The sequence below is a fragment of the Nocardioides ginkgobilobae genome, from assembly GCF_054781275.1.
The window spans coordinates 102,278-114,908 of the sequence record NZ_BAAGUS010000010.1; the positions used below are offsets into that span (position 1 = coordinate 102,278).

The window sequence follows — 12,631 nt, forward strand, 5'->3', positions numbered from 1 at the left end:
GTGCTGACGGAGGACTCGGAGAGCCCGCGGGAGGGCGCGGGAGGCCCCGACGACGCAGCGGTCGGGCCCGCAGAGGGGTCCCGCACCGCGGAGACGGTCTGGATCGTCGGCCTGCTGCTGGTGGCGCTCCACACCGCCGGACGTGCCTGGGCGCTCTACGGCTCGTGGTTCTACACCGACGACCACCGCCTGGCCCGCGACGCCCTCGCGACGACGTCCCCGCTGGACCTCCTCGAGCCCTTCGACTCCCAGCTGATGCCCCTGGGGCGGGCCCTGGTGTGGCTGGCGACGGCGTCGGGCCAGGAGAGCTGGGCCGTGGCCGCGACCGGCACGGTCGTGACCTCGGCACTGGCCGGCGCGGCCTGCCTGGTCGCCCTCGTGACGCTCTTCGGTGCCCGACCGGCGGTGCTGGCGCTCCTGGGCGTCTACCTCACCTCCGTCCTGGTGCTGCCCGCGACGATGTGGTGGGCGGCCGCGCTCAACCAGGTGCCGCTGCAGGCGGTGATGTGGGCCTGCGTCGCGACCTGGGTGACCTACCTGCGCACCGGCCGCCTGCGCTGGCTCGCGGCCACCGGAGGGCTGCTGGTGCTCGGCTTCGCGGCGTACGTCAAGACGGCGCTGGTGCTGCTGGTGCTCGCGGCGCTGCTGCTCGGCTGGTTCGTCGAGGGCGGGCCGGTGCGCCGGGTGCGGCAGGCCTTGCGCCGCGCCTGGCCGGCCGCGCTGGCGCTGGGCGCGCTCGCCGCGGCGTACGCCGCCTACTACTCCGCCCGGGTCTCGCAACCCTTCGACGACGGCGGCGACTCCGTCGCGTGGGACCTGGCCCGGGAGATGCTGCTGACCTCGCTGCCGACCGGGCTGCTGGGCGGACCGTGGCGCTGGGCCACCGCCAATCCCCCGGTCAGCACCGCCGACCCGCCGCTGGCCGCCGTGGTCGCGAGCTGGGCGGCCCTGGTGCTGCTCGTCGTCGCGCTGGCGCGCCTGCGCGTGCGCACGGGCCGGGCGTGGGTGCTGCTCGGCGGCTACGTCCTCGTCGCCTACCTCCTGGTGCTCACCAGTCGGGCGCAGATCGTCGGTGGCGTCATCGGCACCGAGCTGCGCTACCTCACCGACGTGCTGCCCGTGGCGGTGCTGTGCCTGGGCCTGGCGACCCTCGAGGTGCGCGGGGCTCCCGGTTCCAGTGCCCCACGGCCCGGGACGCAGGACGGCCGGCTCGCGCGGACCGGGCGACCGCTCGCCCTGGTCCTGGCGGCGGTGGTGGCCCTGGGCGGCATCGGCTCCTCGTGGCGCTACGTCGCCACCTGGCACGAGGACAACCCGGGTCGCGACTACCTCACGACCGCGCAGTTGGACCTGGCCGGCGAGGGGGCGACCGATCTGGTGGACCAGGTCGTCCCGTCCTCGGTGATGGCCGGGTTCGTCTTCCCGAGCAACACCACGCCGTACCTCCTGCCGCTGCTCGTCGACAACGCACGCTTCCCCGAGGCCAGCGCGGAGCTGCACCTGCTGGACGAGGACGGTTCGGTCGTGCGGGCGCAGGTCGACCCCGTCACCACCAGCGAACCGGGCCCGGAGGAGTCCTGCGGCTGGCGCATCCGCCAGTCCCCGCGCGCGATCCCGCTCGAGCAGGGCACCATCGACCTCGTGTGGTGGCTGCGGATCGGCTACCTGTCATCGTTCGACGGCGAGGTGGAGGTGGTCGTGGCCGACTCGGAGCCCGTGCTCGCGCCCGTCACCCAGGGCCTGGGCGAGGTGCTCGTGCGCGTCGAGGGGGCCTTCGACGCAGTGGAGCTCGGGGGCCTGCCCGCGGGTCAGACGCTCTGCGTCGACGAGATCGAGGTCGGCGAGCTGGAGGAGGACCGGTGACCGTCGCCCCGCCCGAGGTCGTGGACGAGACCTTCCCGCACGTCGACGCACTGCGCGCCGTGGGGGCGCTGGCGGTGCTGACCACGCACGTGGGGTTCTGGTCGGCCAGCTACCAGCGCGACGGCACCGTGGGCGCACTGATCGCCCGACTCGACGTCGGTGTCGCGCTCTTCTTCGTGCTCAGCGGCTTCCTGCTCTCCCGCGGGTGGCTGGTGCGGGCCCTCGCGGGACGCCCGGCTCCAGCGACGGGGCACTACCTGTGGAAGCGCGCGCTGCGCATCCTGCCGGTGTACGTCGTGACCGCGACCCTCGCGCTGGCGCTCATCGACGCCAACGCCGAGCTCGGCTGGGGCGACCGCGTGGCGACCTACCTCCTGGCCTCGACGCTGGTCGACCCCACCTTCCCCGCAGGACTCACGCACATGTGGAGCCTCGCGGTCGAGCTGCACTTCTACCTGCTGCTGCCGCTGCTGATGCTCGTGGCCGTGGGGCGGCGGCTGCGCCCTGCCAGGCTGCTGGCAGCCCTGGGCGTGCTGGTGGTCGTCTCGGTGTGGTGGCACCTCGACGGGGCCGCCCGGGTCGGCGGCGACCGGATGATGGCCACGCCGCAGTGGCTGCCGGGCTACCTCGACTGGTTCGCGGTCGGGATCGGCCTGGCCCTGGCCTCGGTGCTGCACCGCGCCGGCCGCGGCGGGCGGGTCGTCGCCGGGCTGCGCACGCTGGCGGCCCAGCCGGGCGTGTGCTGGCTGCTGGCACTCGGGCTGCTGCTGGTCTGCACGACTCCCCTGGCCGGCCCGCTGGTGCTCGCTCCCGCCACGGACGCCGAGGCCCTGACCAAGAACCTGCTGTACGCCGCCATCGGCGGCCTGGTCGTGCTGCCTGCGGCGCTGCGCGACCCTCCCGCGGAGCCGGCCGTCTTCGACCGGATCCTGCTGCACCCGGCGGCGCGGCACCTGGGCCACACGTCGTACGGGCTGTTCTGCCTGCACGTGCCGGTGCTGCACCTGGTGGTGGCCCTGACCGCGTGGGACGTCTTCACCGCCCCCTTCTGGCCGCTGTGGCTGCTGACCACCGCGGTGAGCCTTCTGGCCGCGGAGCTGGCCTACCGGCTGGTCGAGCGGCCGGCGCTGCGCCTGAAGGGGCGCCACCCGCTCAGCCGCCGCCGGCCCGGGTCACCCGCCAGCACCAGCGCCCCGACCAGCGGCACCAGCACGAGGTAGGACGGCCAGGCGAGGGTGCCGGCCCAGCCGTCGGGGTCGGCCCACGGCCGCACGGCGTACGCCGCACCGACCGCCACGAGCGGGGACGCCAGCACCCACGGTGCTGCGTCGCGCGCGCGGCGGGCCAGCAGCAGCGCCAGCGGGGCGGTGAGCGCGGCGACCACGGCGCCCGTGGTGCCGGCGAGCAGCCCGGCGGCGACGAGCGCGGTACCTACCGCGACCGCTGGTCCGTGGCGGCGCGCGCGCAGGGCCGGCGGACCGTCGCGCTGGCCATCGAGCTGGTTGTCTGCTTGGCGGCGGCGCAGCGTGAGCAGCGTGCCCAGGAGGAGCCCTAGGAGGGCCAGGCCGCCCAGCAGCAGGCCGAGGCGGTAGGGGGTGTCGGGGCTGAAGGTCGCGACCACGGTGCGCTCGGCGTCGGCGCCCGGCGCGGCGTCGGCGGGCGGCGGGACCAGCCACGCCTGCTGCCAGCCGTCGACGGTGAGCGGCTCCAGGGTGCCGTCGAGCCGCGCGGTCCAGCCGGGGTTGGTGTTCTCCCGCGAGACCAGGACCCCGCCGGCGCCCGACGGCAGCTCGAAGGTCCGACGCGCGTCCTCGGCACGGCCCGAGAGCGCGACCGGCTCCGGTCCCGACGGCAGGGCGCCCAGCACCACGGAGGTCGCCTCGACGGCGTCGCTGTCGCGCAGCCGGACCCGGGTGGTGCCCGCGGGCAGCGTGACGGTGCGGTCGTCGCGGGCCTCGGTGCCGCACGGGAGCAGGTCCACCTCCTGGCCGCGCAGCAGCTGTGCCGGTGAGGCGAGGACCCGCGTGCGCAGCTCCCGGTCCGCGACCTCGAGGTCGGGCCCGGTGCCGCAGGCGTAGCGCTGGGTCTCGAAGGACGGCTTGAGCGGCTCGAACGGCACGCCGCGCAGTCGCAGCTCTCCGATGCCCGCGCCCACCGGGCGGCCCTGGCCGTCGAAGCCGAGGTCACGTGTCGGCTCGGTGTCGAGCACCTGGATCGTCAGCCGGTCGGTGACGACCCCCGCCGCCAGCTCGGTGCGGCCCTCGTCGAGGGCCACCACGCGGGTCCCGCCGGGCCAGGTCAGGCGCACCCGGGACGGTCGGGCCGCCGCGGTGTCGGGGTCCAGGCGCACCCGCAGCGCGGTGACGTCGCGCTCCTCCAGCCACGAGACGTCCAGGGTCGGGAACGGGTCCTCGGCGTCGGCGATCCAGGTGGTCCCCGGGTCGCCGTCGATGGCGGCGAGCGCACCGGCGCGCGGGTCCTCGACGGCCGTGCTGGAGGCGCGCGCCGCGATGGCGCGACCCTCCACCACCAGGGCGTCGAGCGCGGGGCCGGGTCGCGGTCGCCCGCGCAGCGCCACCTCGTCGTACGACGCCGGGCCGGCGAGCGTGACCAGCCGGTCGATCCCGCCGGGCTCCTCGTCGGCGACGGCCTCGCGCGCGGCGCACCGCACCTCCTGCCGCGTGCGCCGCAGGTCCCCCACGACGACGCAGCCGGACCGGGCGTCCCGGTCGGCCCGCAGCGCGATGGCGTCGGGCTGGTCCCACACGGCCAGCCACTCCTCGGGCAGGGTGGGCAGCGCCCAGGGGCGGGAGACCGTGACCCCGGGGAGGTCGACCTCGGCCAGCGACAGCGGCCGGTCGTCGACGACCCCCTCCACGCGCAGCCGGGTCGTGCTGCCGGGGTCGAGGGCGACGGTGCGGGTCTGGCCCGGTCCGAGCGGCAGCTCCTGGGTGGTGCCGGCGTCCGTGACGACCCGGATGCGCTGGTCCTCGGCGGCGTCCGGGCCGCCGGTCACCTGCACGGAGGTCAGGCTGCGGGCGGAGTCCAGCCGCACCTCCCACCACGCCTGGCCGGCCGCGAGCCGCGCGGTGCGCCACGCGGTGGCAGGGTCGCCGTCGAGAGCGGCCCACGGGTGCTCGCCACGACGCACGGGACCGAAGGCGTCGGCGAAGGCGCCCGCCGAGGAGGCGTCGACCGAGGCCACGCCCTCGAGCACCGCGCGGGTCGACCACCGGTCGTGGTCCTGCGTCTCGTCGCCGAGCAGGTAGTCGCGGGTCGGGTTGCCGTTGCGGCGGGGCTCGGACCCGGTGAGCACCGCGGAGTCACCGTCGTGGATGCGGGCGAAAGCGTGCTCGCGCAGCCGCAGCCCGTCGGTGAGGACGAGCGGGCCGAGGGCGGCGCGCAGGTCGGCGGCCTGCTCCCCCGCCAGGTCCTCCGGCAGGTCGACGGCGAGCACCGACGGCCGCTCGTCGAGGACGTCGAGGTCGCCCAGGTCGGCGAGGTCCTCGGGCCCGCCCACGACCACGGGCAGGTCCTCGGCAAGGACGGCCCGGTCGGCGCCGTCGACCTCCCAGACCTCCACCGCGCGGTAGCGCGCCTGCCAGCCACCGCCGACCACGACCCGGTCGCCGTCGACGCCCTCGAGCCGGGCCTCGCCGCCGAGCACCGGCCCGAAGGCCTCGGCGATCGCGAGCCCCGGCGAGTCCTGGAGCGCCTGGCGCACGAGGAGCGGGTCCGGGACGTCGTCGGCACGGGCGAGGTCGTTGCGCACGACGAGGTAGCGCACGCCGGCCCGGGCCAGCGCCTGCGCGAGCCCCGCGGACCCGCGGCCCTCGGCGAGCCGCCGCTCGACGGCATCCAGCGTCCGCACGCCCCCGGCCGGGACCAGGGGCACCACGTTGCGCACGGCCCACCGGGAGTCGGCCAGCCACTGCGCGGGCTCGTCGTCGGGAGAGCCCCACTGGTAGCGGGCGAAGGTCGACCCCGGCACCAGCAGCGCGGTGGCGTCGCCGTCCTCGACAGCCCGCTCCTCCAGCCACCTGGTGGCGGCGCCCCAGTAGCCCGGGACGGCCACCACCGGCTGGGCCGGGGCGATCCGGCCGACCAGGGCGGGCACGGCACCCGCGGCGACGACGGCGACCGCCGTGGCGGTGAGCACCCAGCGGTTGACCCGCTCCGCGCGCGGGGCCGTGGCCCCGGCGGCACCGGCCCGGGCGCGCAGCGCGTCGACGACGTACGCCAGGCCGACGACCAGCGGGAGCCGCACCACGGGGTCGAACTTGTGGACGTTGCGGATCGGGGACAGCGCCCCGTCGAGCAGCTCCTGCAGCGTCGCGGCGCCCCACCCGGCCACGGAGCCCTGGTGGCCCAGCGTCACCAGCAGCAGCCCGAGCAGCAACCCCCGCACGAGGAACGCGCGGTGGGGGTTGCTCCGCAGCATCAGGCCGGCGCACCCGAGGAGGAGCAGCACGGCGGCGTCGAGCGCGAGGTACGGCGTGGTGAGCAGGTCACGCCCAGCGCGGGAGGTGGTGTCGACGTAGGCGACCCAGTTGGAGGTGCCGCGCAGCGCGTCGGCCAGCGTCGTGGGGAACGTGGTGACCGAGGCGGTCTCGATCCACTGCAGGAACGGCGGGCTGTAGGCGCCCATGAGGACCAGCGGCACCAGCCACCACAGCGTGCCGACGAGGGTGAAGACCGGCCACCAGAGCACGAGCGCGCGACGGCGCGGGCCGGGCGTGCGGGTCAGGAGCCAGACCACGCCCAGCGGGATGACGGCGAAGGCGGCCGCGGCGTTGATGCCGCCCACCAGCGCGACCGCGAGCCCGGCGCCGGCGGCCGCGCGCCGCGGGCTCCCCCGCTCCGAGCCGACCACCAGCGGCAGCAGCACCCACGGGGCCAGTGCCATCGGCCAGCTCTCGCTGGAGATGGGGCCCAGGGTGGTGAGCATCCGCGGCGACAGCGCGTAGGCCGCCCCGGCGAGCAGGCAGGCCAGGTCGCTGCGCACCCCGAGGGCCCGCACCAGGCGCGCGGCGCCGGCGAAGGCGACGGCCAGCACGAGTCCCCACCACAGCCGCTGGACGACCCAGCCGGGGAGGCCGGCCAGGACGCCGGCGAGGAAGAACGGCCCGGTCGGGAAGAGGTAGCCGTAGGCCTGGTTCTGCAGCTGGCCGAGGGCCCCCTCGCCGTCCCACAGGTGCAGGGCACGCTGGAGGAAGTCGGCAGGGGCCGCGACGAGGTCGAACTTGGTGTCCGCGACGAGGTAGCCGGGGTCCTGGGTGAAGGCCAGTCCCACCAGCAGGCCGCAGCCGGCCAGCAGGCGGAGGGTGAAGCGGTTCATCGCTTGCGCAGGACCAGGACGAGGTTCCAGGTGACGAGCTCGCGCACGACGGGGACGCGCAGCAACCAGCGGCTCCACCACGGGTTGTAGCGCGGGGTCAGGTGCACGACGTCGACGGTGCCCGCCGCCTGCTGCTCGCGGGCCCAGCGCAGACCGGCCGCCACCGTCACGGCGAACAGCGACTCGCCGAACCGGTTCTTCGGCTCGTGGCCGTGCGTGCGGGCGTAGCGGCGCCGGGCCCGCATGCCGCCGAGGAAGTGCCACGGCGCGGTCTCGTGGCCGCCCCAGGGTCCGAACCACACGGTGTAGCTGATGAAGACCAGGCCGCCCGGTCGGGTCGCGCGGACCATCTCGGCAGCCATCGTCCAGGGCTCGGGCACGTGCTCGAGCACGTTGGAGGAGTAGCAGACGTCGACGCTGCCGCTGCGGACGGGCAGCTGCATCCCGCTGCCGACGACGGTGCCGGCGGCGATGTCGCCGAGACCGGACAGCTCGCCGACGTCGGAGTCGAGCGCGAGGTAGGTCGCGCCGCGCTCCCGGAAGGCGTCGCGGAAGAAGCCGGGACCGCCACCGACGTCGAAGACCAGCCGCCCCTCGAGCGGCTCGTAGTGCTCGACCTGGGCGGCGGAGTCCTGGGCCAGCGCGGTGTAGAACCGGGCGGGGTCAGGCTGCTCGTGGCGGAACTCCCGCAGCAGGTGCACCGAGCGCCGCAGCGTCGCGCGGAAGGGTTCTGCGGACGCGGCTGGCACGCCCCGGACCATATATGGTCGCCCGGATGGACGAGGGGTCGCTGGAGGGTCGGCACGTCGTCTTCCTGAGCTGGCGCGACACCGCCAACCCGGAGGGCGGCGGCGCTGAGCGCTACCTCGAGAAGATGGCCGACGGCCTGGTCGAGCGCGGCTGCACCGTCACGATCTTCTGTGCCGCCCACGCCGCGGCCCCGCCCGAGGAGGTCCGCCACGGCATCCGCTTCGTGCGTCGCGGCGGCAAGCTCTCGGTGTACGCCGCCGGCATGCGGGCCCTGCGCCGCGGGGACCTCGACGGGCCGCACGGTCGGGTCGACCTCGTCGTCGACGTGCAGAACGGGCTGCCGTTCTTCTCCCGGCTGGTCACCCGCGCCGCGCTGGTGGTGCTGGTCCACCACGTGCACCGCGAGCAGTGGCCGGTCGTCTACCCCGGCCTCACCGGCCGGGTCGGCTGGTGGATCGAGCGCTGGTTGGCGCCGCGGCTCTACCGCCACGAGCAGTACGTCGCGGTCTCGCGCGCCACGCGGGCCGAGCTGGTCGAGCTCGGAGTCGACGCGCACCGGATCGCGGTCGTGCACAACGGCACCGACCCCTACCAGGCGGTCGACCCGGGCAAGAGCCCGACGCCGATGGTCGCGGTCGTCGGTCGTCTCGTGCCCCACAAGCAGGTCGAGCACGCCGTGGACGCGGTCGTGGCCCTGCGCGAGGAGGTCCCGGGGCTGACCCTGCACGTGGTCGGGTCGGGCTGGTGGGAGGCCGAGCTGGCGTCGTACGTCGCGGGGAGGGGGGCCTCGGACTGCGTCGTCCTGGAGGGCCACGTCAGCGAGGAGCACAAGCACGAGGTCTACGAGCGGGCCTGGGTGCTGGCACTGCCCTCGCTCAAGGAGGGGTGGGGCCTGGTCATCGGCGAGGCGGGCATGCACGGCACCCCGGCCGTCGCCTACCGCGCGGCCGGCGGCACCCAGGAGTCGATCGAGGACGGGCACTCCGGCCTGCTGGTCGACAGCCAGGCCGACTTCACCGAGGCGCTGCGCCGGGTGCTGACCGACGAGCTCCTGCGCCGACGGCTCTCGGCCGGGGCCCTCGAGGTGAGTCACCGCTTCACCTGGACCCAGAGCCAGCTCTCCTTCGCCTCGGTCGTCGCCGCGCGGCTGGAGGGGCGCATCACCGACGCCGACGACCCGGGCGCCACCCGGCCGTGGGGCCGTCCGCGGCGCGCGTAGCGCTCGTGCCCCACGAGGTCACGAGCCCCCGCGGTCGGCACGGCCCTTACGGGAACACCACGAGGCCGACAGCTCGAGGGCTGCCGGCCTGATGCGGTGGTGCTACGGCGCTACTGCGTGGCGCCGTACTGCACGACGGGTGCGTTGACGTTCGCCGGGGAGTCCCCCTGCGGGCTCGTCTGCGACGACACGACGCCGACCACGGTCACTGCTGCGACCGCTCCGCCGACGATCATCGCCGCCACGGTGCCAAGAATGGTTCCCACGTTATTGACCCTCCCTCAAAGGTAGGAAAACCGTAGCAGTCCGCCGGGCTATCCGGACAAATTCCGGCGCATCGGGTGCGTGGCCCCACGAGATCCGCCGGTCCCACGGCGCCGACGCACCAGGGCGAGGACGAGACCGGCGGCCGCGACTGCGAGGTACGCCGCCCAGGCGAGGCCCATGGCGGCGACCCACCCGGTCGGGATGCTGCGCGGCTCGGCCTCGGGCAGGACCAGCACCCGCAGCCGCTCGTCGGCCCACACCTGCTCCCCTGCCACCTCGGCCCGCAGCCCGGGCGCCATGAGGTCCTCGGCGACCGCGGCGATGCCCAGCCGGCCCAGGGCGACGGCGCGGGCGGCCGGGTCCGGCTCGGCGAGCGCGACCCGCGCGTCGCGCACCCGCGGGTCCTCGCCGGCGACGGTCACGTCGTCGACGACGAGGTCGTCGGAGGCGACCGGGACCGGGACGAGCACGCGCGGGAGCGGGTCGAGGACCGGGCGTCCGTTGTTCCAGTCCGGCGCGCGGTAGCTGGACAGCGGGAGCACCAGCACGTCCCCGTCGGGCGCCGCCTCCTCGAGCGCCGCGCGCGCACCGGCGTACGACGAGGGGTACTCGACGGCGTCGAGCCGCCCCGCGACCCCGAGCGCGGCGTCCGGCAGCACCGTCACCGGCCACAGCACCAGCACCCCGAGCAGCGCGACCACGGCCGGGGCGGGCAGCCGCACCGTGCCCAGTCGACGGGCCGCCTCGTCCACCGCGAGGGCGACGAGCAGCACCAGCAGCGGGACGCACAGGAGCAGCAGGCGCGCACCGTCGCGCAGCACCCCGGCGCCAGGCAGCACCTCCGCGAGGTCACCCACCGCCCCGGGTGCGGCCCAGGTCAGCACCGCGAGGCCCCAGCCGACCAGCCAGAGCACCGCGAGCGGTCGCGCGAGGGCCCGCGCCGGCGTGCCCGGCCTCCGCCGCAGCGACGCCAGTCCGACCGCGGCCAGCACCAGCAGCACGAGGAGCCCGGCGACCGCCAGCACCCCCTCGCGACTGTCCGGTACGACCGCGGCGTTCCAGACCCCACCGAGGGAGAGCGCGGCCAGCGGCGCCGGCAGCACCCCCTCGTCAGACAGCGCGAAGAGCGCAGCGCCCTCGCCGTCGGTGACGGCGGCGCCCGCGTGCAGCAGCCCGGAGACCAACCACGGCGCCTGCGCCGCGAGGGCCAGCACCGCGGCCGCGAGCACCCGACGCACCGGCGCGCGGCCGGCGACCAACACCACGAGGAGGGCGAACGAGGTCGCGAGCCCGGCGCTCACGCTCAGGCTCCCCAGCGGGACCAGGAGCAGCAGCCACGCCGGGCAACGACCCTCCACCCGCCAGCGCGAGGCGCCGTGCAGCACCCACGGCAGCGCGGCGTAGGCCACGAGCACCGGCCAGTGCCCCAGGACCAGCCGCTCCACGACGTACGGGTTCCACTGCCACAGGGTCAGCCCCGCCAGCCGCGCGGGGAGCCCGAGGTCGAGCGGGACGAGCAGCCTGTCGACCCCCAGTCCCCCGACGACGAGTGCCGCGAGCAGCACCAGGTCCTGGAGCAGCGCCCCGGGCAGCACCTCGTCGAGCACCGCGACCACCGCGTCGCTGGGCACCGCGCGAGGCAGGCCGGTGCCGACTCCGAGCACGTCGGCGCGCAGGACCAGGTCCGGGACCCACACCATGTCGAAGGACAGGACGTAGCCCGGTCCCAGAGCCGGGCCGAGCAGCAGCACCGCGAGCAGCGAGGACCACGCCGCCGGGACGGCCCGCACCCACCGGGGAGGCGGGTCGGGCGGCGTCACCCCCAGAGCAAAGCACGCCCGCGGCCCCGGCGAGGCCCCGCCTCACCTACGCTCGACGGGTGACGACCACCGCAGCGCAGGCCTCGGGCGCCTCGGGCGGGCAGCACGGCCAGCCCCGGCTGCCCCCGCTGCGCGACCTCCTGCGCAGCAGCGCCGGCATCGCGATCGCCATGGCGGTCATGAACGTCGCGACGTACGCGTTCCAGATGATCGCCGCACGCCTGCTCGGCCCCACCCAGTACGGCGCGGTCGCCTCGCTCATGGCGCTGCTCATGGTCGTGGCGGTGCTGCAGCTCGGCCTCCAGGCCACCGGGGCGCGCCGGATCTCCGCCGAGCCCGAGCACGTCGGCCAGATCGAGCGGATGGTCCTGCGCGTCACCTACCGCGCGGCTCTGGGGCTGGGCCTGCTCATGCTGGTCCTCTCCCCCGTCGTGCACACGGTGCTGCGCCTGGACAGCATCGTCCCAGCGGTGCTGCTCGCCGTCTCGGCGGTCCCGCTGACGATCATGGGCGGGCAGTCCGGGGTGCTGCAGGGCGAGCGCCGGTGGTTCTCCCTGGCCGGGGTCTACCTCGCGATGGGCCTGGCCCGCGTCGTGGTCGGCACCGCCTGCATCGTGGTCTCCCCCACCGAGTCCGCGGCGATGCTCGGCGTCATGCTCGCGATGTTCGCCCCCGCCCTCGTCGGCTGGCTGGCCCTGCGCCGCCCGGGGCTGCACGCCCGCGACGCCGACCGGCACAGCGCGGAGCACACCGGCCGGCTCGTCGTGCGCGAGACCGGGGCCGCGTCGCTGGCCCTGCTCGCCTTCTTCGTGCTCTCCAACCTCGACATCGTCGTGGCGCGCAACGTCCTCGACGACCGTGAGGCGGGCCTCTACGCCGCCGGCCTGATCCTGACCAAGGCCGTGCTGTTCCTCCCGCAGTTCGTGGTCGTCGTCGCCTTCCCCGCGATGTCCACCCCGGCGCAGCGCCGCCGCGCGCTGCTGCGCAGCCTCACGCTCGTGGCGCTGCTCGGCGTCTTCTGCACCCTCGCGGCGTGGCTGCTCAGCGGAGTCGCGATGGTCTTCGTCGGCGGCGCGGAGTACGCCGACGTCGAGTCGCGGCTGTGGGTCTTCGCGGTCCTCGGCACCCTGCTGGCGATGCTGCAGCTGCTGGTCTACTCGGTGCTGGCCCGGCGCGGCACCCGCACGACGTACCTCGTGTGGCTGGCGGTGGTGGCGCTCGTGGTCCTCAGCAGCCAGGCCGCGCACCTCGGCAGCCTGGCCGCGATCGTCGTCGCGGTCGACGGGGCGCTCTTCCTCGCGCTGCTGCTGATCAGTCTCTGGCGGCTCAAGGAGCCGGTGCCGGTCGAAGCCTGAGGTCTGCAGGACGTCTCCG

At 75.6% G+C, this 12,631-nt stretch carries 8 protein-coding genes; 4 read left to right on the forward strand and 4 right to left on the reverse strand.

The genetic code is table 11. The annotated features are described in order from the left end of the window. Complete coding sequence (locus ACYVID_RS11255; protein WP_460737026.1) at positions 1-1,863, forward strand: hypothetical protein; 1,863 nt, start codon at positions 1-3, stop codon at positions 1,861-1,863. After that, positions 1,860-3,083 carry an acyltransferase family protein gene (locus tag ACYVID_RS11260; protein ID WP_460737028.1) on the forward strand — a complete coding sequence of 408 codons (1,224 nt, stop codon included), beginning with the start codon at positions 1,860-1,862 and terminating at the stop codon, positions 3,081-3,083. The genes ACYVID_RS11255 and ACYVID_RS11260 overlap by 4 nt, the downstream gene beginning before the upstream one ends. Here the strand turns inward: ACYVID_RS11260 and ACYVID_RS11265 are convergent. Together ACYVID_RS11265 and ACYVID_RS11270 are read right to left on the reverse strand one after the other, a co-directional pair. Continuing rightward, positions 2,966-7,201: an alpha-(1->3)-arabinofuranosyltransferase domain-containing protein gene (locus ACYVID_RS11265; RefSeq protein WP_460737030.1), complete on the reverse strand. Its 4,236-nt coding sequence runs from the start codon at positions 7,199-7,201 to the stop codon at positions 2,966-2,968. The genes ACYVID_RS11260 and ACYVID_RS11265 overlap by 118 nt on opposite strands. After that, complete coding sequence (locus tag ACYVID_RS11270; RefSeq protein ID WP_460737032.1) at positions 7,198-7,950, reverse strand: class I SAM-dependent methyltransferase; 753 nt, start codon at positions 7,948-7,950, stop codon at positions 7,198-7,200. Before ACYVID_RS11270 ends, ACYVID_RS11265 begins: the two co-directional genes overlap by 4 nt. Before the next feature lie 26 nt (positions 7,951-7,976). Between ACYVID_RS11270 and ACYVID_RS11275 the strand changes: the two genes are divergently transcribed. Beyond that, on the forward strand, positions 7,977-9,170 hold the full coding sequence (locus ACYVID_RS11275; RefSeq protein ID WP_460737034.1) for a glycosyltransferase family 4 protein: 1,194 nt from the start codon (positions 7,977-7,979) through the stop codon (positions 9,168-9,170). A gap of 110 nt (positions 9,171-9,280) precedes the next feature. Here the strand turns inward: ACYVID_RS11275 and ACYVID_RS11280 are convergent, their stop codons facing one another. Both ACYVID_RS11280 and ACYVID_RS11285 read right to left on the reverse strand, forming a co-directional pair. Further along, positions 9,281-9,436 (reverse strand): hypothetical protein, encoded by a 156-nt coding sequence (locus tag ACYVID_RS11280; RefSeq protein ID WP_300642121.1) that lies wholly within the window; start codon positions 9,434-9,436, stop codon positions 9,281-9,283. 48 nt (positions 9,437-9,484) lie between these two features. Then, positions 9,485-11,257: a hypothetical protein gene (locus ACYVID_RS11285; RefSeq protein WP_460737036.1), complete on the reverse strand. Its 1,773-nt coding sequence runs from the start codon at positions 11,255-11,257 to the stop codon at positions 9,485-9,487. A gap of 59 nt (positions 11,258-11,316) precedes the next feature. Here ACYVID_RS11285 and ACYVID_RS11290 point away from each other — a divergent pair, with 59 nt between their 5' ends. Continuing rightward, positions 11,317-12,612 carry a lipopolysaccharide biosynthesis protein gene (locus tag ACYVID_RS11290; RefSeq protein ID WP_460737038.1) on the forward strand — a complete coding sequence of 432 codons (1,296 nt, stop codon included), beginning with the start codon at positions 11,317-11,319 and terminating at the stop codon, positions 12,610-12,612. Positions 12,613-12,631: the final 19 nt, after the last annotated feature.